Below are 20,057 nucleotides of genomic sequence, written 5' to 3' on the forward strand. Positions count from 1 at the left end.
CCGCGGGCGCTACGCGGCCGGGACCACCGAGGCCCTTATGGCCGCGGCCCACTCCCCCAGCAGGGTCGCGTGCCGGACGCGCTCCGCGTCGGAGAGGCGGCCCTCGGCGCGGGCGAAGAGGCAGCGGATGTCGGCGTTGATCTCGGCGAGGGAGCGTTCGGGTGCTGTGCGGATGTCAGGGGTCGGGCTCACGTGATCAAGAGTAGGCGGCGGGTGTGACACCCGATGACCATGTCCGACATCCGGACGCCGGGTCCCGGCCCGCGGATCATTTCTCTGCGATCCGCGCGGCCCTCGACTGGAGGTAGCGGCGCTCCGGAACGCTGAGGGTGAGCGCGGCGGCCTTCGCGTAGGCGGCGCGGGCCGCCGCCAGGTCGCCCGCCCTCTCCAGCAGGTGGGCCCGTACGGCTTCGAGGCGGTGATGTCCGGCGATGCGGTCGTCCCCGTCCAGGTCGGCGAGCAGGGCGAGGGCCCGCCGCGGCCCGTGCACCATGGCCACCGCGACCGCGTGACCCAGGTGTTCCAGAGGTCCGGGGACCATGCGGATCAGTACCTCGTACAAGGCGAGGATCTCCACCCAGTCCGTGTCCTCGTCGCTCGCCGCCTCGTCGTGCACGGCCGCGATCGCGGCGCGCAACTGGTAGGGGCCGAGCGGGGTGCGGGTGAGGGCGTCGCTGACCAGGGCGACCCCCTCCGCGATGGCCGCCCGGTCCCAGCGGGTGCGGTCCTGTTCGGCGAGGGGGACCAGGCCGCCGTCGGGCGTCGTACGGGCGGCGCGCCGGGCGTCGGTGAGGAGCATCAGGGCGAGCAGCCCGGCCACCTCGCCGTCGGACGGCAGCAGGGCGTGCACGGCGCGGGTCAGGCGGATCGCCTCGGCGGCGAGGTCGGCGCGTTGCAGATCGCGTCCCGAGGTTGCCGTGTAGCCCTCGTTGAAGATCAGGTAGAGCACGTGGAGCACGTCGGCGAGCCGTCCGGCGTGCTCGGAAGCCTGGTCAGGGGCGCGGTCGCGGCCGTGGTGCGGGATGCCGAACGGCGCGTCCGAGGCCTTGATGCGCCGCTTCGCCCGACTGATCCGCTGCGCCATCGTCGCCTCGGGCACCAGTAGGGCGCGGGCGATCTCGGCGGTGGTGAGGCCGCCCACGGCACGCAGGGTGAGGGCGATCCGGGCGGCGGGGGCCAGTTCGGCCCGGCAGCACAGGAAGAGCAGGGTGAGGGTGTCGTCCTCGGCGGGGGCGCGGCCCTCCCCCGGTGGCGGCTCCACGAACTCGTCCCGCGGGGTCAGCGCGGCGGCCGTCTCCTCGCGGTGCCTGCGCGCGTCCTCGCTGCGCAGCTGGTCCGTGAGCCGGCGGGAGGCGACCCGGATCAGCCAGCCGCGGGGATTGCCGGGGCGGCCCTCCTCGGGCCACTGGCGGGCAGCGGCGAGCAAGGCCTCCTGTACCGCGTCCTCGGCGGCGTCGAAGTGTCCGTAGCGGCGGACGAGGGCGCCGAGGACCTGCGGCGCCAGCCGGCGCAGCAGGTCCTCGCTCGCGGGGGCGGGGTCGGTCGTCACATCTCGGTCCCCGTGGTGGTGTCGACGGGTTGGACGACGACCGGGTAGGCGGGCGCGCCCTCGGGTTGCGGGCAGGCGTAGGCGCGGGCGGCGATCTCGGCGGCCCGGGCGAAGTCGGGGACGTCGACGATCCAGTAGCCGGCGAGCACCTCCTTGGCCTCCCCGTAGGGTCCGTCGGAGATCACGGGCGCCCCGTCGGCGCCTGCGGTCACGAGACGGGCCTGGCGGGGTTCGGCTAGGCCCTGGCCGTCGACCCATTCGCCCGACTCGGCGAGATCGTCGTTCAGGGCGTTCATGTGGTCGAACATCGCTTTGAGATCCGCCTCGGACCAGGCCGGGCTGCCACCGCTCGCCTTGCCGAACATGGCGTCGTAGTCGGCCTGCTTCCCGAGGACCATCAGCATGTACTTCATGGGGTGCCACTCCTTCTGTCGGCCGGCCCCGGTCCGGGGCCTCTCGCATGGGACGTCGGAGCCGTCCTTCTCATTTCGACACGTCGGCGGTGGGCATGCGCGAGGGCTTCGCCCTGCTGGGCGCAGCTGGGGCGGGCGGGTGCGGGCGGGCGTGCGGGGGCGGATTACGCTGGCGCCATGAAGATCATCGACCTGGAGCCGGGCGATCCCCGGCTGACCGACGACCTGTTTCCCGTCCTGCTCGAACTGCGCCCCCACCTCACCGAGGAGCTGTTCCGCACGATCCTCGCGGAGGGGCAGGGCCAGGGGCTGCGCTTCACCGCGGCCTACGGCGCGGACGGCGAGTGCGTGGGCGCGGCGGGGTGGCGGGTCGTCGCCAACACCTCCACGGTCCGCATGCTCTACGTCGACGACCTGGTCACCGCCTCCGCCGCCCGCTCCACCGGAGTGGGCCGCGCACTGCTGGCCCATCTGGAGGAGCACGCCAGGGCGGCCGGCTGCACGGCTCTGACGCTCGACTCCGGCACGCAGCGGACCGACGCCCACCGCTTCTACTTCCGCGAGCGGATGGCCGTGACCGCCTTCAACTTCGAGAAGCCGCTCGTCTGACGGCGCTGAGCCTCGGCCGGTGCGGGGACGCCGTGACCGAACCGACGCCGCGCCGAGGCCCGACCGGCCTCGTCGGCACGGCGGCTGATTGCTAGGTTCCTGCCGAAGCCGACCTCGAGGGGACCCATCTCATGCCCGCATCCGGAGGCCCTCGCAGGGGTCTGTGCGTCGCGGCCGTGGCCGCCGTCCTGCTGGCGGGCTCCACCGGGTGCGGGGACGAAGACGGCAAGGGCCCGGCGGCGGCCTCCACTCCGGCGTCCGCCTCGGCGTCTTCTGCCCCATCCCCATCCCCATCCCCATCCCCATCGGCCTCGGCCTCCGCGCCCGTTTCCGGCTCCCCGTCCGGGTCCGCCGCGCCGTCGGTTCCGCCCACGACCCGGGCCACGACTCCGCCCCCTGCCCCGACCCGGCTGACGGTCGCGGTCGACACCCGGGGCGGTCGGCTCACCCTCGTACGGGGTGGCGCCGCGCAGGAGTTCACCGTCACCCTGCGGAACGGGAACTCCGCCGACTACCGTCACCTCCTGGTCGCCTTCCAGATGGAGTTCCTGGTCGGCGAACCGGGCGACCAGCCGGGCAGCGGGCCGGGTTTCCTGTTGGAGCGCCTCGATCCGGCCTCGGGCACTTGGCGCCCGGCCGATTTCCGCATCGCCAATGACGCCAAACCGGCGTCCATGTTCACGGGCGGCACCCCGCTCGCCCGCGAGGTCGTCCGTGTCGAGCGCTACCGGCTGCGCGCGACCGCGGGCGGGCCGACGGGCAGCAGCCCGGTGATGATCTCCTTCATCGACACCGACGCCGACCGGGAGGTCGCGGCCCACGTGATCCTCGGGCACAGCACCCGCTGAGACCCGTCCCCGGCACGGCGCTCGCCGCCACGCGCGAGCTGCGGGAACCTGGCGGAGATCGCGAGCTACCGCTCCGACCCCCGGGGAGTGCCCTGAGAGGCCGACGGCACGCCGGACACCGGCTCGCCGAGGGCGCGTGCGGCGGTCCGCCAGGCGGCCGTGACGGCCTGGCGGGCCCGCTCCGTGGCCTCCTGCACCCGGTCGGGACGGTCGGGGAGGTGGAACGGCGAGCCGATGTGGACGTGCACGCAGGGCCTGCGGAGCGGGGCGGTGAGCACTCCGGCGAGCTGCTTGGCGCCGCTGCCCGAGCACAGTCGGCGGGCGCCCGCCTGGCCGACGGGGACGACGGGGGCGCCGGTCGCGGCGGCGAGCCGGGCCAGGCCGCTGCGGAAGGGGCCCGGGGCCGACTCCCCCGCGTCGAGGCGGACCGGCAGCCCGCCTTCCCCGTAGAGCAGCACGCTGCGGCCGGAGGCGAGGGCGACGGCCGCGGCGTCCAGGGAATCGGCGGCGCGAGCGGTACCGCGGTGGACGGCGATGTGCCCTTCGCGCCGGAGCGCGGCGCCGAGCAGCGGTACGCGCCACAGGCCGCCGGTGGCCAGGATGACGGGCTCTATCCCGTACCGGCGCAGCGCGGCGACCACGACGGCGGGGTCCGCGAGGGAGGTGTGGTTGGCGACGAGGATGCTGCCCGCGGCGGGCCGGGCCCCGGGGGAGGCGGTGACGGTCAGATTCCCGAAGGCGGGTACGACGGCGGCGGCGATTCGACTGAGCATGCGGTCCATGGTCGAAGGGTGTGGCGGCGCGGTCATGAGTAGACGTACTCAGGCGGCGTAGGCGGTCGGAGTATGACCGAACTGTCACAAGATCGCACTCGGGGAACGACCGGCGGCACGGCGGACATCTAGCAGGTCGGCGCGGCTCCGCTACGGGGCTTCGCCGCACGAAATCGGGAAGGACCGGCGGGCTGTCCGCCACCGCGTGGGCGGTGGGGCGCCGACCGGGTGCGAGCGGCAAGGCGGGGCTGGGATGAAGGCGATAACGGTGGCGGGCGACTCCTCGGACAATCCGGAGACCGAAGGGACCGCGGTCCCGGAAGTGGAGCCCGACGCGGGCGACTCGGTGACGGAGCGCCCTGCCGAGGTACCCGAAGCCGAGCCGGAGCCCGAACCGGAGGCCGAACCGGAGGTCGAAGCCGAAGCCGAGGCTCCGGACGCCGCCACGGCGGAGGCCGACGCGGACGAGCCGGAGCCCGCCGACGCAACGGCCGAGACCCCTGCCGGAGATACCGAGACAGAGCCGGACTCCGCACCCGAGGCCGAAAGCGAGGCCGAGGCCGACGCTCCGGACGCCGCCGCGGTAGACGCCCACGAGGCCGAGCCGGAGACGGCCGACGCGGACGAGGCGGACGAGCCGGCCGACGCAGCGGACGAGACCCCTGCCGAAGCGCCCGAAGCAGAGCCGGACTCCGAACTCGCGGCCGATACCGACTCCGAGGCCGACGCGCCCGTGGAGACCCCTGCCGAAGCTCCCGCAGCAGAACCGGAGGTCGAACCCGAGGCCGATGCTCCGGACGCCGCCGCAGAGGCGGGCGAGGCCGGGCCGGAGGCGGCCGACGCGGTGGCGGAGGCTCCCGCCGACGCCGATGACGCCGAGCCGGATGCCGAACCGGCGGGCGAAGCCAAAGCCGGGGCCGAAGCCGACCCGCGGGCCAAGTCCCCCCGGCAGGTGCCCTCCTGGGCGCGGGACGGGGAGACCGATGCCGAGCGGACGAGCCAGTTCCTGCCGCTCAAGGAGCTCGACAGCCCCGAGCCCGCGGCGGCTCCGGCGCAGCCGCGGCCCCAGCAGCCCCAGCCCCCGCGGCCCGAGCAGCCCGCGGCCCCGCTCGAACTGCTCGCCGAGCTCACCAACACCGCTCCCCCGCCGGAGACCCCCCGCCGCACCGCGCTGCGCCGCGTCAAGGTGTGGACGCCGATCCTGCTCCTCCTCGCCGGCGCCTACGCCGGTGCCCAGTTGCTGCGCCCGCTGCCCACCCCGCAGCTCGTCGCCGCCGAAACCGGCCACACCGTCGACGGGCAGTTCTCCATCCCCTGGCCCGCCAAGGGACAAGGGGCCGTCCGCGTCCCCGGCTCCGGAGACATCGGCACCTTCGGCGAGCAGAAGCCCGTCCCCACCGCCAGCGTCGCCAAGGTGATGACGGCGTACGTGGTCCTCAAGGGCCACCCGCTGCGCAAGACCGACCCCGGTCCCGCCATCACCGTCGACGCGAAGGCCGTGGCGGACGGCACCTCCGAGCACGAGTCCCGGATCGAGGGGCTCACCGCTGGTACGAAGTACAGCCAGCAGGACATGCTCAAGATGCTCATGATCCCGTCGGGCAACAACGTCGCCCGCCTGTTGGCGCGCTGGGACACGGGCAGCGACAACGAGGCCGCGTTCGTCGAGAAGATGAACGCCGCCGCCAGGGAACTCGGCATGAAGGACACCACGTACACCGACCCCAGCGGCCTGGACGCGGGCACCGTCAGCACCGCCGTGGACCAGCTGAAGCTCGCCGAGGCGGTCATGAAGGACGAGGCGTTCCGTGGGATCGTCTCCTTGACCAGCGCCACCATCAAGGGGCTGCCCCAGCAGATCGTCAACAACAACGAAAGCCTGCTCACGGCCCAGGGCCTCAGCATCCGGGGCATCAAGACCGGCTCCAGCACGCCCGCCGGCGGGACCCTGATGTGGGCGGCGTACAAGTCGATCGGCGACGAGACCCCGCTGATCCTGGGCACGTTGATGGACCAGCGCGTGGACGGCCCGGACCCGGACGCCGTGAACAGCCTGGCTCTGGTGAAGACGAACAGCAAGAAGATCATCGAGGCGGTACGGACGGCACTCGCATCGGCCCCGGTCGTCCGCAAGGGCCAGACCGTGGGGTACGTGGACGACGGGCTCGGCGGCCGTACGCCGCTCGTGGCCACCAAGGACCTGAACCTGATCGGCGTACCCGGCCAGCAGTTCAAGCTGTCCCTCGCCGCCGGTGCCTCGCCCCTGCCGCACACCGCGAAGGCCGGCTCCGAGGTCGCCGTCCTGACGGCCGGTGACGGGGAGGGGGCCAAGAGCGTGCCGGTGGCGGTCCAGGGCGACCTGGCCGAGCCCTCGTTCGGGACCAGGCTCACCCGCCTCGGCTAGGCCGTAGAAGTCGGCGACCTGGGTGGTCGGCCGCCCGGGGACGGTTCGGGGCCCGGCTGCCACACGAAGTCGTGGACGCCCGGGCTGCCCGGGCGTTCGGCCAACGAGGCCGGACGCCCGGGAACGGCCTGGTCACGGGTTGCGACGGCTCCGCGTGCGCGCAAACCCGGCACCCGGTAGCGTCAAAAACGCGCGTTCCGCCCAAACCGCTGCGGTCCGGCCCGGCAGGGCCGCCGCCGATGTCGGCAGAGGAACGAGATCACATGCCAAAGCACAGCATCCCCGCGGTGACTGCCGGGGCAGCTCTGGTCTGTCTGGCAGCATTCGGCCCCACACCCACCAGCGCCGCGTCAGCACTCGCCCAGCCCACCGGGCAGCCCAGCCCGGCAGGCTCGTCCCGGTTCGTGCCAGGCCCCTGCCCGAAGCCGCCCGAGCCCATCGAGGCGCTGAGCGACGCACGGTGCGGCTTCCTCGAGGTCCCCGAGAACCGCTCCCGCCCCGGCGGCCGGACCATCAAGCTGGCCGTGGCCGTCATTTCGGCCGTCACCCCGGCGAAGCCCGCACAGGACCCCGTGGTGTTCATGGCGGGCGGCCCCGGTGCCGACACGTTCGACGACATCCCGTTCCTCATCGACTCCGGCCTGAACAAGGACCGCGACCTGATCATCATGGCGCAGCGCGGCAACCTCTACGACCAGCCGAACCTCGCCTGCCCGGAGATCGACCGGTTCAACGCGCAGGCCGTGGGCCTGCGTTTCGGCGCGCAGCCGGCACAACAGCTCATGCTGAAGGCGGTGAAGGAGTGCCGGGACCGCCTGGCGGCCGACGGCATCAACCTGAGTGCCTACAACAGCACTGAGAACGCAGCCGACTTCGCCGACCTGCGCAAGGCCCTGGACCTCCCCCGGTGGAACGTCTACGGGTACTCCTACGGCAGCGACCTGGCCCTCACGTACCTGCGCCTGCACCCCGAGGGGATCCGCGCGGTGGCGATCGACTCGATCGTTCCTCCCCAGAGCGCGGTCCTGCCGTGGGGATGGAGCAGCGCCGCTGAGGGGATCGACACCATCTTCGAGGCGTGCGCGGCGCAGCCCGCCTGCAAGAGCCGGTACCCGGACCTCCCCCAACTGTTGACGGAGCAGGTGCGCAAGCTGGAGGCACAGCCCCTGACGCTGAACGTCCCGCCGCCGGACGGAGGGCAGCCGGTCAAGGTCGTCCTCGACGGGGGCGCGCTGCTGGACCTGATCGTCGCCTTCACCCCCCGGCCCAAGGACCTCCCCGCGGCGCTCGACGAACTCAGCAACGGAAACCCGGAGCGCTTCGCGAAGGCCCGGGCGGCCGGCTCGGTCCAGAAGGTCGGCATGTTCGCGCACGGCCTGACGAATTCGATCGCGTGCAGCGAGTGGGCGCCCGGGTACTCGGAGCCCGACGTGCTGAAGGCGGGACAGAAGGCCTTCCCCGGGTGGCCGGACACGGTCCTGGCTCAGGTGCCGCAACTTCCCTACCAGTACCCGGCATGCGGGATCTGGAAGGTTCCGGACCGGGCCTCGGTCCAGCGGGTGGCCACGGTCAGCTCCGTACCGGCGCTCGTCATCTCCGGCACGTTCGACGTGAAGACCGGGGCGAGTTGGGCGAAGGACGTGGTCCGCGACCTGTCCGGCTCGACCGCCGTGCAGGTCCCCGGAATCGGCCACTGGGTGGTCCCGCAGTCGCCTTGCGCGCAAAGCGTGCTGGCCTCGTTCTTCGCTCGCCCGACCGCGCCCGACACCGCTTGTGTGGACGGCCTCGAGCCCGCACCGTTCACGATCATCCCGAAGTAACCGGGAGGGCAGATGACACGCCACCAAGCGCCCCGTCGTCGCCGCACCGCACGACGACTCCTGGCCCCGTCGGCCGGTATGGCGACCGGTATCCTCGTCACCGGTCTGCTCGCGGCGCCCGCTCAGGCACAGTCCCGCACCGACACCGGTGCCGGAGCGCCGATCGGCACGGTCGCCCGGACGGTGGGCGACGCCAGCTTCGAACCGGGCCCGTGCCCGAAGACGCCGGAACCGATCGAGGCGCTGGAAGGGGCCCGCTGCGGAACGCTCACCGTGCCCGAGAACCGCGCCAAACCAAGCAGTAAAACGATCAAACTCGGTGTCGCGATCGTGCCCGCCGCAGCCGATACACCGAAACCCGACCCCATCGTGTGGCTCGCGGGCGGACCCGGAGACGACGCGGTCGGCGAGGCGAAGATGGCGATCGACGGCGGCCTGAACCGCGACCGTGACGTGATCCTCATGTCCCAGCGCGGTACGTACTCGGCCGACCCGGAGCTCCTCTGCCCCAACGTCGACGAGTTCAACGGACAGGTGATCGGCCTCGTCTACGACGCGCCGTCCACCGAACGCCTGCACGTCGAGGCCACGAAGGCCTGCCGCGACAAGCTGGCGGGCCGCGGACTCGACCTCAGCGCCTACAACGACACCGAGAGCGCCGCCGACTACGCGGACCTGCGCACCGCGCTGAACATCGAGCAGTGGAACCTGTACGGCATCTCCTACGGCACCCACCTGGCGCTGGTGTCCATGCGCCTGCACCCCGAAGGCATCCGCTCGGTGGGCATCGACGGCATCCTGCCGCCGTCCAGGTCCGGGTCGGCCTCGACCTGGAGCAGCTTCCGGCAGGGCGTCGACGGGCTGTTCAAGGCCTGCGCGGACCAGCCGGCCTGCAACAAGCGCTATCCGAACCTGTCGGCCACCTTCGAGAAGCTCGTCAGCGACCTCGAGGCCAAGCCGGTCACCACCACCGTCACCGTCCCCGGCAACGACAAGCCGGTGAAGGTCGTGCTGGACGGCGGGACCTTGGTGAACTGGCTCACCTCCGCCACCCACACGGCGGAGGCCGTACCCCTCTTCATCGACGAGCTGGCGAACGGCAAGCCGCAGCGGATCGCCCAGCAGTGGGCGGGCTGGAGGCTCAACCCCAAGGGCATCGGCGTGGTTTCGCACGGTCTCGCCTACGGCATCTTCTGCAGTGAGTGGACGCCGTACGAGAGCAAGGACGCGGCGCTCCAGGGCGGACGGGCAGAGTTCCCGTCGTTCCCCCGCTCGGTGCAGGCCCAGGCCCCGCTGCTCACCTTCCTCCATCCGGACTGCGACGTCTGGAACGTCCCCCCGGCTGCGCGCTCGATCCGGGACGTCACGCGCAGCGACATCCCCACCCTCGCCCTGTCGGGTGCGTTCGACGCCCAGACCGGGGCGGACAACGGGCCGTACGTCGCCCGCACGCTGAGCAAGGCCAAGGTCGTCACGATCCCCTACGAGCCGCACGTGGTGTTCGCCACCTCGAAGTGCGCCCAGGAGATCACCGTCTCGTTCTTCGAGACTCCGGACGCGCCGAAGACCGGATGCCTGAAGAACCTTGAGGCGCCTGAGTTCGAGACCGGCCCCTGATCCGCTCGTGGTCCGCTTCGAGGCCGCCACCGTCCTGGTCGCCGCGATCGACGACCAGGACGGTGGCGAGACCGTTCCCCTTCCCACCTCGTCGGAGTGACCATGGCCCCAACCTGGGACTCACGTCACCCACGCCGCCGCTCCGGGGCGTCGATCCTGCCGGTCCTGCTTCCCATCGCGGTCCTGATCGTGGTGGCGGTGGCCGTGGGGTCGTGGCTGCAGTTCACCGAGCGGCAGGCGGTCGACACGGTCCACACGGTCGGATCCCAAGCCGCCGACCGGGTGGACGTGGAGGCCAACGTCCAACGCGTCGACGCCGCGGCCAGAGAGCTGGTGCTGCGGGTCCGTGTCACCCCGCGCGGGATCCTCGGCGAGGAGGGCGGGACCGCCCCGGTGGCTGATCTCAGCCTCCAGACCTCCGCGCAGACCCTCGGCGACCTGGAGTTCAAGGCGCACGAGCGGCTCACGATCAGGGACGTGCAGGTCGCGATCACGGATGGATCGATCAGCGACTACCCGTTCGACACCTACGAGACCGACATCGAGTTCTGGGCACAGCTGGACGGCAAGCAGGTGCCGGTGCGGATGCTGTTCTCCAACAACGACACGCTCTTCTCGGTCTCTGCGACACCCGCGCCCTCCGGGCAGGAGGCCGCCGTGGGGCTGGGGCTGTCCCGATCGGGCAGCCTGCTCGTCTTCGCGGTCTTCATGATGGTCGTGATGTGGGCGCTGGCGGCGTCCGTGCTCATGGGGGCCTGGTACCTGACGACCCGCCGCGAGGGCTTGGTCTGGGCCGCTCTCGGCTGGATGGCCGCCACCCTGTTCGCCCTCTCGGCGTTCCGCAACAACGCCCCCGGCACACCCCCGATCGGCTGCGTGCTGGACTGGTTCGCCTTCCTGTGGGCCGAGACCATCATCGCCCTCTGCCTGATCGCCGTGGTCATAGCCGGCGTCCGCACCGCCCTCCACCCGGACGAAACCCGCCACACCTAGGACTGCGCTCCGGGGCGTGATGAGCGACGACACGCCGCCGCAACCATGCGCCGCGACGGGGCCTGACCTTGCATTCTTTCCCGGACATGAAGACCGGACGGGGGGATGCGGGATGTGGTCGGTGGTGTCGTCTAACGGATTGCCTGCGAAGGAACGGTTCGAATGGTTCTCCGACTTGGTCTCGCGTGAGGTGATGCCCACTGCGATCAGCAGCGCGCAGCCCGCCTCCTTCCACGCCGAGGCCGCTGTGATGGGTCTCGGAGACCTCCATGTGTCGAGGCTCGCGTACTCGCCCCTTCGTTCGCGTCGCACACCCGCGCTGATCCGACGGAGCGATCCGGAGCAGTACCAGCTGGCGTTGGTGAGCGCGGGCGCCATGTCGCTGTCGCAGCACGGGAAGGATTGCCATGCCGGTGTCGGCGACCTGGTGTTCTGGGACACCTCGCGGCCCTCCGATGCCAGTTCCCCGACCGAGGGCGACCGCGGGCAGCAGCTGGTGATCCTTCAGCTGCCCCGCAACGCCCTGCCGGTGCGCCCCCACCGGCTCGATCGCCTCCTCGCCCGCCGGATACCGGGCGGGAAGGGAATGGCAGCGATCGTCTACCCGGAGACCTGCCAGGACGGCAACTGGTGGCAGCAGTGGGAGGAGATCTGGACGCCGGACGGCTGGAAGCTCAAGCACCGGGGTGACGGCAACGTGAAGGGCTACTTCCTCGACACCAATGGCTCCAGCCTGTACACGGAGCCCGGGAACGCGGGCATGTACCAGGTAGGGAAGTGACCCCGTAGTACCGCGCCCGCCTGCCCCTCATCGGGGGGGCAGGCGGGCGCGACGCGTCCGGTCAGGCGCCGGGCGGGATCCGGGACGGGCGGCCCGCGCCGCGCGTCAGGGAGTAGCCGAAGATGCCCGCGAGGGCTCCGAGGATTCCGCCGGCCGCGGTCCAGATCCAGCGGTCCGACCACCAGCCGCCGGACCAGCCGTCCTCCGGCTCGCGCAGGGTACCGGTCACGGTGGCGGGGACCAGTGGTGTGGAGAGGGCGCCGTCCACCGCGTGGGCGCCGCCGGTCTCCTTCACGTCGGCCTCGACGGCCGCCCGTACCGGCAGGCCCTTGTCCTCGTCCGGCAGGTCGACGACCGTCAGGCGTACGTAGTAGCTGCCCGGCAGCGGATCGTTGGCCCACGGCTCGGCGCCGGCGCGGACCGTGCGCAGGGTGCAGGACAGTTCGACCGAGGCGGCCTCCTTGGCCGCGGCCTCGCTCTGCGTGCCGTAGGTGCACGCCTGCCGACGGCGCAGTCCGTCGTACACGTCGAGCTGCCAGGTCGAGGCGCCGTGCCGGGAGGCCGTTTCGGGCAGCGTGACCGTGGCCTTCACCGTGACGCGCTGCTGCGCGTCGATGGGGAGCACCCAGTAGAGGTAGTCGCCGGAGGACGCCTCGGCCGTGGCCCGCTGGCCCGGGCGGAACGCCGTGGCGGTACGGAAGCTGGTGCCCGCCTCGGTCGGAGCGGCCTCGCCCGCGCCCTTGCCCGAGCTCGGGCTGGGGGTGGGGCTCGCCGACGGCGTGTCCGCGACGGCCGTGCCCACGGCCGCACCCGCCACCGTGAGGGCGGCGGCCGCGGCCAGCAGGGCGGCGGTCAGTGTGCGTAGGGTACGCATCAGTTGGTCCTCCAGACGGAGATGCGCCAGCGCGAGATCCATCCCCACACCAGACCCGCCAGCAGCCCGGTGAGCGCCAGCACGGCCAGCAGCCACCAGCCGCGCCCGAGGCCGAAGGCGGCGGCGTCGGACGCCTCGTCGGGGCCGTCCACCAGATCGATGGTCAGCTCGACGGGCATGCCCGGGGTGGTCTTGACGGACGCGGGGGCGGAGAAGGAGTTGCTGACCTGGATGCAGACGGTCTCCGACGCGGTCTTGGAGTCCGAGTCCACGCCGTCGATCTCGGCCTTCGGGTAGCGCAGTCCGGTCGAGAGGACGTCGGTACGCCCGTCACCCGCCTCCGAGCCGCGCACGATCTCGCGTCCGTGGACGGTGGTGGCGCGCAGCAGGACGCCGTAGTCGTTGTTGACGGCGCGGTCGGCGGCGATGCTCACCGAGGCGCGCAGTTCCTGGCCCGGGCGGACGTCCACCCGGTACCAGCGGTGTTCGCCGAAGGTCTCGCGGTCGCTGTAGAGGCCGGGCTTCAGCAGCGGGGCGCCCTCGCAGCGCTTGGCGCCCTCGGTCGCGACCGGGTTGACGACGGGGTCCGCGGCGCGGTCGACCAACTGGCGTACTCTGCTGGAGAGTTCGGCCTTGTGCTGTACGGAGGTGTACGTGCCGCCGGTGGCCTCGGCGATGCAGGTCAGCTGGGCGCGGGTCTTGGCGTCCGGAACCAGGCCGAGGGTGTCGATGACCAGGTGGATGCCCTTGGCGGCGATGTCGCGCGCGACCTCGCACGGGTCGAGCGGGGCGCAGGTGTCCTCGCCGTCGGTGATGAGGACGATCCGCTTGGTGGCGTTGCCGCCCTCCAGGTCCTGGGCCGCCCCGAGCAGGGCCGGTCCGATCGGTGTCCAGCCGGTGGGGGCGAGCGTGGCCACGGCGGTCTTCGCCTCGGTCCGGTTCAGCGCCCCGACCGGGTACAGCTGCTTGGTGTCCTTGCAGCCGAGCGCCCTGTCCTCGCCCGGGTAGGTGGCCCCCAGGGTCCGTATGCCGAGGCGTACCTCGTCGGGCACGGCGTCGATGACCTCGTTGAAGGCCTGCTTCGCCGCGGCCATCCGGGACTGGCCGTCGATGTCGGTGGCCCGCATGGAGCCGCTGACGTCCAGGACCAGATCGACCTTGGGGGGTTCCTTCGCCGTCGGTCCGTCGGCGGCGGTGGCGCTCGCCGGGAAGAGCCCGACGGCCAGGGCGGCGAGCAGGCCGCACGCCCTTGCCGCCAGCCGTTTTCTAGTGATCATCGCCGGATCGTATTGAGGATCGTCCGGCAATCCAAAACGTGATCCCGGCACGGGCTTTCAGCGGGGCGGGGCCGCTATCCGGCCGCCTCGGCACTCGCGGCGAAGACGGCGGCGAGGTGGGCGGCCAGCAGTTGCGGGGACGGCGGGGAGAGGCGGGCGCCGAGGTACCCGTCCGGGCGGATCACGAAGGCCGTCGGCTGTTCGGCCTCGTAGCGGCGGGCGAACTCGCCGCCGGTGTCCCGGCAGGCCGGCAGCTCGGTCGCGTCGGCCGGGGCGTCGGCGGGGAGGATCGCGCAGACCTCGACCCGGCCGCGGGAGGACTCCCTTGCCGTCAGCGCGAGTTCGTCGAGGCCGGTGCCGTACAGCAGCAGGAGATGGTCGCGGTCCCGCAGGAGGTCGTACAGGCGCATCGGGTAGGCGGCGATCTGCCGGGTGAGGCCGCCGCAGTCCGGGGCCCGGTCGCCGGGCCGGGGCCCGGGGCCCTCGCCGGGCGGGTCGACGATCGGGCTGCCCCGGTAGCCGACGAGCAGTTGGGCCTCGCGCAGCAGCAGGGTCCCCGGGTCCTCCGGATCGGCCTGGATGCCCTCCTTGGCGTGCCGGACGGTGCGGCCGACCACTTCCTCGCCGACCGGCCTGCGCTCGGCGTCGTAGCTGGCGAGGAGGCCGGGGTGGGCCGCGCCCTCGACGGCCAGGGCGAGCTTCCAGGCCAGGTTCCAGGCGTCCTGAATACCGGTGTTCATGCCCTGGGCGCCCGTGGGCGGGTGGATGTGCGCCGCGTCGCCGGCGACGAAGACCCGGCCGTCGGCGTACTGGTTCACGATCCGGTGGCTGATGCGGAACACCGAGGCCCAGCGGATGTCGGAGGCGGTGGTCGGCCGCGGCGAGAGCCGGTCCAGGACGGTCTGGATGTCCGGGAGTTCGGGGGCCCGGCCGCTCTGCAGGCCGTGGGACACGCCGTCGGGGGCGCTCTCGGCCCGCGCCGCGGCGGAGAGTTCGGGCGGCACCGTCATCGACATCCGGTACCGGCCCGGGCCGGGCAGCGGGATGCACACGAGAGCGTCGTCGATCGCGCCGGAGGCATCGCGGTGCATGGAGCGCACGCCGTACTCGTGCGGCAGGTCCCAGTCGACCTGCACGTCGGCGAGCATGTACTCCTCGGGGAAGGCGGCGCCCTCGAAGGTGACCCCGAGCCCCTTGCGGACGATGCTGTGCGCGCCGTCGCATCCCACCAGGTACCGGGTCCGCACCTCTTCCTCCGCGCCGGAGGGCGTGTGCAGCAGGCAGGTCACCCCGTCGGCGTCCTGGGTGTACGACACCAGCTCGGTGCCGCGTTCGACCGCGGTCCCGAAGCGGCCCAGGAACTCGTCGAGGATGCGCTCGGTCTCGTACTGCGGCAGCGCCGCGAACCCGTAGGGCACCTCGGGCGGCAGGGCGAGTTCGAGGCGGGGCTGCTCGACGCCGTTGACGTAGGCGAGCTGCCCGCGCAAGGGGACGGCCGCGTCCAGGGCTGGGCCGAGCAGTCCCATGCGGTCCCAGAGCTCCAGGGTGCGCGGCTGGATGCCCACGGCCTTCGCGAACAGCAGCCGGGCGGGCAGCCGGTCGACGATCCGGCAGGAGACGCCGCGCCTGCGGAGCTCCACGGCCGCGGTCAGCCCGACCGGGCCGGCGCCGGCGACCAGGACGTCCGTTGCGTAGGTGTGCGCCACTGGCGCCTCCCGGCGTGCGGCCCCCGTACGGATCGGTGCCCCTCCATGGTGGCCGCCCGCCCGGCGTCCGGCATCTTTACTCGATGACGAGGTCGACGTCGATGTTGCCGCGGGTGGCGCGGGAGTACGGGCAGACCTCGTGCGCCTGCTTCACGAGCAGGGCGCCCGTCTCGCCCGCCAGGGACTCGGGGAGCTCGACGCGCAGGGTGACGCCCAGGCCGAAGCCGGCGCCGTCCTTGCCGATGGAGACCTCCGCGGTGACGGAGACCTCGCTGGTGTCGGCCTTGGCCTGGCGGCCGACCAGGCCGAGCGCGCTGGCGAAGCAGGCCGCGTAGCCGGCCGCGAAGAGCTGCTCCGGGTTGGTGCCCTGCCCGTTGCCGCCGAGCGCCGGGGGCATGGCCAGGGCGAGGTCGATCTGGCCGTCGGAGCTGACGGTGCGGCCCTCGCGGCCGTTGGCGGTGGCGACAGCGGTGTAGAGCGCGTCCATGAGAGTTCCTCTCGCAGAAATGAACCGTGGTGGCGGCCGGTGGTCGGCCGCGCTCCACCAGTAGAGCACGCAATTCAGTTGTGCACAATTCAATGCCTCACAAGTCCTCCCCGGGTACACTGGGCGACATGACCGAGCAGCCCACCGCCACCCACCCCGACCAGGACTTCCTGCGCCTGGACGGTCAGATCTGCTTCGCGCTGAACGCCGCGAGCCGTGCCTTCGGCGGCCTGTACCGCGTCATCCTCAAGGACCTGGGCCTCACCTACCCGCAGTACCTGGTGATGCTGGTGCTGTGGGAGCACGGCGAGCTGCCGGTGAAGGAGATCGGGCAGCACCTCCGGCTGGACTCCGGGACGCTGTCCCCGCTGCTCAAGCGGCTCGAGGCGGCCGGTCTGGTCCGCCGCGAGCGCAGCACGGCGGACGAGCGCTCCGTACACGCCCACCTGACCGAGGAGGGCGCCGCACTGCGCGCCCGCGCGGTGGAGGTGCCCCGGCGGATCGCGGCCTCGACCGGCTTCGAGCTGGGCGAGATCCTCGACCTCCAGGCCCGGCTGAACCGCCTCACCGCCGCCCTCGACGCCGCCGCCCCGCAGGAGGCACAGGAGGCGTAGCCGCCTCCCGCGCCGGACACTGGTCCGGAGACGGAGACGGAGACGGGGACGGGGGACGACGGGGACGCGGGAGGTAGCGCGATGGACCCGGTGGCCGCGCTGGACCGGATCGCCTTCCTGCTGGAGCGGGCGCAGGCGCCCACGTACCGGGTGCGGGCCTTCCGGACGGCAGCGGCCGCGCTCGTACGGATGGGCGAGCGCGAGGTGGCCGAACGGGCCGGGGCGGGCTCCCTGGAGGCGGTCAAGGGCATCGGCCCCAAGACGGCCCAGGTCGTGCGCGAGGCCCTCGGCGGGGCGGTGCCGGCCTATCTGCAGAAGCTGGAGGACGAGGCCGCGGCGCACCCCGAGGGGCCACCGGCCACGCCCGCCGCCACCGCACTGCGGGCGGCCCTCCGCGGGGACTGCCACGTGCACTCGGACTGGTCGGACGGCGGCAGCCCGATCGAGGCGATGGGCCGGGCGGCGGCGGCACTGGGCCACGAATGGGCCGCGCTGACCGATCACTCGCCCCGGCTGACGGTCGCGCGGGGTCTCTCGCCGGAGCGGCTGCGCGAGCAGCTGAGGGTGGTGGCCGAGCTCAACGAGACCTGGGCGCCCTTCCGACTGCTCACCGGAATCGAGTGCGACATCCTGGACGACGGATCGCTGGACCAGGAGCCGGAGCTGCTGGAGCGGCTCGACCTCGTCGTCGGCTCGGTGCACTCGAAGCTGCGGATGGAGGCGCCCGCGATGACCCGGCGGCTGCTGGCGGCGGTGCGCGATCCGCTGATGGACGTACTGGGCCACTGCACGGGACGGCTGGTGACCGGGCGGACCCGGCCGGAGTCGCAGTTCGACGCCGAGGCCGTCTTCACGGCCTGCGCGGAGGCCGGCACGGCCGTGGAGATCAACAGCCGGCCCGAACGCCTGGACCCGCCCCGGCGGCTGCTGCGGCTCGCCGTGGCGGCCGGAACCTTCTTCGCCATCGACACGGACGCACACGCCCCGGGCCAGCTGGACTGGCAGATCCTCGGCTGCGAACGAGCCGTGCAATGCGAGGTTCCGACCGAGCGCCTCATCAACACCTGGACGGCGGACCAGCTCCTGTCCTGGACCCGCACCCGGCACGCACCCTAGGGCGCGTATCGAGTCGTGATCATCGGGTGGTCCTGGTGAGGTCTTTGATCCAGATCATCGAGGCGTGCAGGTGGAGACTGGCGAGGTAGCTGTCGGGAGTCTTGTCGTATCGGGTGTCTCACCGTCCCAGTTCCGGCCTCCTGGTACGTCACGCTCTGGGGCGGGTGAGGCACGTGGAGCCGACGTGAGCCGACCAGTGCACTGACGTCCGGGCGGGGACTCATGGGACATGGCCCGGCACCCGGCTCAGGTTCCGGGGAGGATACGGCGCGTTTCGTAGGCCCACATCGCGATCTCGACCCGGTTGCGGGCGCCGAGTTTGGCCATCAGGCTGGCCAGATGCGTCTTCACCGTGCTGAGGCTGATGTGCAGCGCATCGGCGATCTCGGTGTTGGTCAGCCCGCGAGCGACGGCGAGGAGCACCTGCTCCTCGCGGGCGGTGACGGGGGAGACCGGCTGAGCCATGGGCCGGCCGGCGGGCAGGTCCGCGAATGCCTGGAGCAGACGGACGGTGACGCTGGGCGCGATGAGCGCCTCACCGTCGGACGCCGACCGTACGGCCTGCGCCAGAAGGTCCGGTCCCGTGTCCTTGAGGAGGAATCCGCGGGCGCCGGCACGCAGTGAGCCGTAGACGTACTCGTCGAGGTCGAACGTGGTGATGACGACCACGGCCAGCGGGTCGGCGACGCCCGGGCCGGCGACCAGCCGGGTGGCCTCGAGCCCGTCGAGTACGGGCATGCGGATGTCGAACAGGCAGACGTCGGGGCGTAGTTCGCGGGCCAGACGTACCGCTTCCCGCCCGTCGGCGGCCTCGCCGACCACCTCGATGCCGGGCTGGGCGTTCAGCATGATCCGCAACCCGGTGCGGATGATCGTCTGGTCGTCAGCGACGAGGACGCGAATGGACACCGCTCTCGCTCCTCGCTCTCGGCAGTTCGGCTTCGACATGCCAGCCCCGGTCGGTACCCGGGCCGGCTCGTAGTGTGCCGCCGAGGAGGGTCGCGCGCTCGCGCAGTCCGGTAAGTCCGTATCCGTCGCGACCCCGGCCGGTGCGCCGGCCGTTGTCGCGCACGCTCACCCGTACCGTGTGCCGTTCCGCGGCGACCCGAACGACGAGCTCGGTCGCGTCGACCGCATGGCGCAGCGCGTTGGTCACCGACTCCTGCACGATCCGGTAGACGGCCGCGTCCACGGCCGGGGGCAGCGCGTCCAGTTCGCCGTCGAGCCCCAGGTCGACCCTGAGGCGACCACCCGGGGTGCGCACCAGGCGCTCCAGATCCGCGACTCCGGCAGGGGGCGCCAGCTCGGCGCCGACCCCGCGGTCGCGCAGCGCGGCGACCATGGCGCGCATTTCCTCCAGCGTGCGCGCCCCTTCCTCCTCGACCCCCTCCAGCGCCTCGACCGCGGCGGACGGGTCGGTGCCCGCGAGCACCCGGCCCGCCTGGGCGATGATCACCATGGCCGACACGTGGTGGGCCACCGTGTCGTGCAGTTCCCGGGCGAGCTGCTCGCGCTCGCGGGAGCGCACCTGCTCCAACTGCCGCTCGCGAGCGGTCACCCGGAACCGCACGGCAGCCCCGACCACGCCGGGCAGCAGCAGGAAGACGATGCCCACGACCTTTTCGACGACCGGGGTCTCGTCCGTGACGACACACAGCGCGCCGGCCGCGAGGATCACCGCGCCGCCCAGCACGATCTCGCGTCCCGATCCCCACCGGGGCAGCGCGTACACCAGCACGAGCACGACCGCGCCGGTGTACAGGCCGACGGGCTCGCGCGGTGCGGCGACGAGCGAGGCCACCGGAAGCAGGATCACCGAGCCGAACGCCAGCGTCACCATCGCCAGCGGGCGGGTCCGGCGCCACAGGGGCAGCAGGCACAGCCATACGGCGAACACCACCGCCACCGGCCGCCACACGACGTTCTCGCGCAGGGTGGCCTCCAGCGCCACACCGGCAAGGCCCGCGGCGAGCAGCGCCCAGTCCCGCCGCACCCGGGCGGGCGCGTCGGGCGGCCGGGGTTCGGTCCACAGGGTTCGCAGGTCGTCTCGGAGCACGGTTCCCAGCCTAGGGACCGCGGCGTGCCGCGCATCGGCCGAAAGGACGGGTCGTCACTCCGCCCCGGGGCCGACGGATCCGCGGCCCGCGGGCCGATGCCGCGGAGCGCCGTGGCGACG

19 protein-coding genes are annotated in these 20,057 nt (G+C 72.6%); 9 read left to right on the plus strand and 10 right to left on the minus strand.

The features are described from left to right. Positions 1 to 9 precede the first annotated feature (9 nt). The 3 genes from ACZ45T_RS28130 to ACZ45T_RS28140 all read right to left on the minus strand — a co-directional run bounded on the left by ACZ45T_RS28130 (position 10) and on the right by ACZ45T_RS28140 (position 1,962). A complete protein-coding gene (locus tag ACZ45T_RS28130; protein WP_468446056.1) occupies positions 10 to 192 on the minus strand; it encodes a hypothetical protein in 183 nt (60 codons plus the stop codon). Positions 193 to 268: 76 nt separating this feature from the next. Then, complete coding sequence (locus ACZ45T_RS28135) at positions 269 to 1,549, minus strand: RNA polymerase sigma factor (RefSeq protein WP_468446058.1); 1,281 nt, start codon at positions 1,547 to 1,549, stop codon at positions 269 to 271. Continuing rightward, positions 1,546 to 1,962 carry a YciI family protein gene (locus ACZ45T_RS28140; RefSeq protein WP_468446060.1) on the minus strand — a complete coding sequence of 139 codons (417 nt, stop codon included), beginning with the start codon at positions 1,960 to 1,962 and terminating at the stop codon, positions 1,546 to 1,548. The genes ACZ45T_RS28135 and ACZ45T_RS28140 overlap by 4 nt, the downstream gene beginning before the upstream one ends. Before the next feature lie 177 nt (positions 1,963 to 2,139). Between ACZ45T_RS28140 and ACZ45T_RS28145 the strand changes: the two genes are divergently transcribed. Together ACZ45T_RS28145 and ACZ45T_RS28150 are read left to right on the plus strand one after the other, a co-directional pair. After that, positions 2,140 to 2,571, plus strand: a complete 432-nt coding sequence (locus ACZ45T_RS28145; RefSeq protein ID WP_468446062.1) for a GNAT family N-acetyltransferase — start codon at positions 2,140 to 2,142, stop codon at positions 2,569 to 2,571. A gap of 131 nt (positions 2,572 to 2,702) precedes the next feature. Then, positions 2,703 to 3,419 (plus strand): hypothetical protein, encoded by a 717-nt coding sequence (locus tag ACZ45T_RS28150; protein WP_468446064.1) that lies wholly within the window; start codon positions 2,703 to 2,705, stop codon positions 3,417 to 3,419. Positions 3,420 to 3,484: 65 nt separating this feature from the next. On the opposite strand, the gene ACZ45T_RS28155 is transcribed toward ACZ45T_RS28150, so the two are convergent. Beyond that, the gene (locus tag ACZ45T_RS28155) at positions 3,485 to 4,192 is read right to left on the minus strand and encodes a lysophospholipid acyltransferase family protein (protein ID WP_468446066.1); all 708 of its coding nucleotides are present in this window, start codon (positions 4,190 to 4,192) and stop codon (positions 3,485 to 3,487) included. A gap of 253 nt (positions 4,193 to 4,445) precedes the next feature. Between ACZ45T_RS28155 and ACZ45T_RS28160 the strand changes: the two genes are divergently transcribed. From ACZ45T_RS28160 to ACZ45T_RS28180, 5 genes are all read left to right on the plus strand, one after another. After that, complete coding sequence (locus tag ACZ45T_RS28160) at positions 4,446 to 6,596, plus strand: D-alanyl-D-alanine carboxypeptidase family protein (RefSeq protein WP_468446068.1); 2,151 nt, start codon at positions 4,446 to 4,448, stop codon at positions 6,594 to 6,596. A 263-nt stretch (positions 6,597 to 6,859) separates the two neighbouring features. Then, on the plus strand, positions 6,860 to 8,416 hold the full coding sequence (locus ACZ45T_RS28165; RefSeq protein ID WP_468446070.1) for an alpha/beta fold hydrolase: 1,557 nt from the start codon (positions 6,860 to 6,862) through the stop codon (positions 8,414 to 8,416). Positions 8,417 to 8,428: 12 nt separating this feature from the next. Then, positions 8,429 to 10,033, plus strand: a complete 1,605-nt coding sequence (locus ACZ45T_RS28170; RefSeq protein ID WP_468446071.1) for an alpha/beta fold hydrolase — start codon at positions 8,429 to 8,431, stop codon at positions 10,031 to 10,033. A gap of 102 nt (positions 10,034 to 10,135) precedes the next feature. Beyond that, entirely contained in the window at positions 10,136 to 11,026 is an 891-nt protein-coding gene (locus tag ACZ45T_RS28175; protein ID WP_468446072.1) for a DUF4436 family protein, read from the plus strand. Between the two features lie 112 nt (positions 11,027 to 11,138). Continuing rightward, positions 11,139 to 11,807: an AraC-like ligand-binding domain-containing protein gene (locus ACZ45T_RS28180; protein WP_468446185.1), complete on the plus strand. Its 669-nt coding sequence runs from the start codon at positions 11,139 to 11,141 to the stop codon at positions 11,805 to 11,807. Positions 11,808 to 11,868: 61 nt separating this feature from the next. On the opposite strand, the gene ACZ45T_RS28185 is transcribed toward ACZ45T_RS28180, so the two are convergent. The 4 genes from ACZ45T_RS28185 to ACZ45T_RS28200 form a co-directional block, all read right to left on the minus strand. Then, entirely contained in the window at positions 11,869 to 12,681 is an 813-nt protein-coding gene (locus ACZ45T_RS28185; protein ID WP_468446074.1) for a hypothetical protein, read from the minus strand. Further along, positions 12,681 to 13,958 carry a VWA domain-containing protein gene (locus ACZ45T_RS28190; protein ID WP_468446076.1) on the minus strand — a complete coding sequence of 426 codons (1,278 nt, stop codon included), beginning with the start codon at positions 13,956 to 13,958 and terminating at the stop codon, positions 12,681 to 12,683. Before ACZ45T_RS28190 ends, ACZ45T_RS28185 begins: the two co-directional genes overlap by 1 nt. A 74-nt stretch (positions 13,959 to 14,032) precedes the next feature. Beyond that, complete coding sequence (locus tag ACZ45T_RS28195; protein WP_468446078.1) at positions 14,033 to 15,664, minus strand: FAD-dependent monooxygenase; 1,632 nt, start codon at positions 15,662 to 15,664, stop codon at positions 14,033 to 14,035. A gap of 76 nt (positions 15,665 to 15,740) precedes the next feature. Beyond that, the gene (locus ACZ45T_RS28200; RefSeq protein ID WP_030770995.1) at positions 15,741 to 16,151 is read right to left on the minus strand and encodes an organic hydroperoxide resistance protein; all 411 of its coding nucleotides are present in this window, start codon (positions 16,149 to 16,151) and stop codon (positions 15,741 to 15,743) included. A 128-nt stretch (positions 16,152 to 16,279) separates the two neighbouring features. On the opposite strand from ACZ45T_RS28200, the gene ACZ45T_RS28205 reads away from it, so the two are divergent. Beyond that, on the plus strand, positions 16,280 to 16,765 hold the full coding sequence (locus ACZ45T_RS28205) for a MarR family winged helix-turn-helix transcriptional regulator (protein WP_468446081.1): 486 nt from the start codon (positions 16,280 to 16,282) through the stop codon (positions 16,763 to 16,765). Positions 16,766 to 16,846: 81 nt separating this feature from the next. Then, positions 16,847 to 17,881, plus strand: a complete 1,035-nt coding sequence (locus ACZ45T_RS28210; protein ID WP_468446083.1) for a PHP domain-containing protein — start codon at positions 16,847 to 16,849, stop codon at positions 17,879 to 17,881. Between the two features lie 246 nt (positions 17,882 to 18,127). Here ACZ45T_RS28210 and ACZ45T_RS28215 read toward each other — a convergent pair whose 3' ends face one another. Next, the gene (locus ACZ45T_RS28215) at positions 18,128 to 18,790 is read right to left on the minus strand and encodes a response regulator (protein WP_468446085.1); all 663 of its coding nucleotides are present in this window, start codon (positions 18,788 to 18,790) and stop codon (positions 18,128 to 18,130) included. Next, positions 18,765 to 19,937: a sensor histidine kinase gene (locus ACZ45T_RS28220; RefSeq protein WP_468446087.1), complete on the minus strand. Its 1,173-nt coding sequence runs from the start codon at positions 19,935 to 19,937 to the stop codon at positions 18,765 to 18,767. The genes ACZ45T_RS28215 and ACZ45T_RS28220 overlap by 26 nt, the downstream gene beginning before the upstream one ends. Between the last annotated feature and the right edge of the window lie 120 nt (positions 19,938 to 20,057).

It is taken from the genome of Streptomyces sp. NPDC030995 (assembly GCF_055571215.1).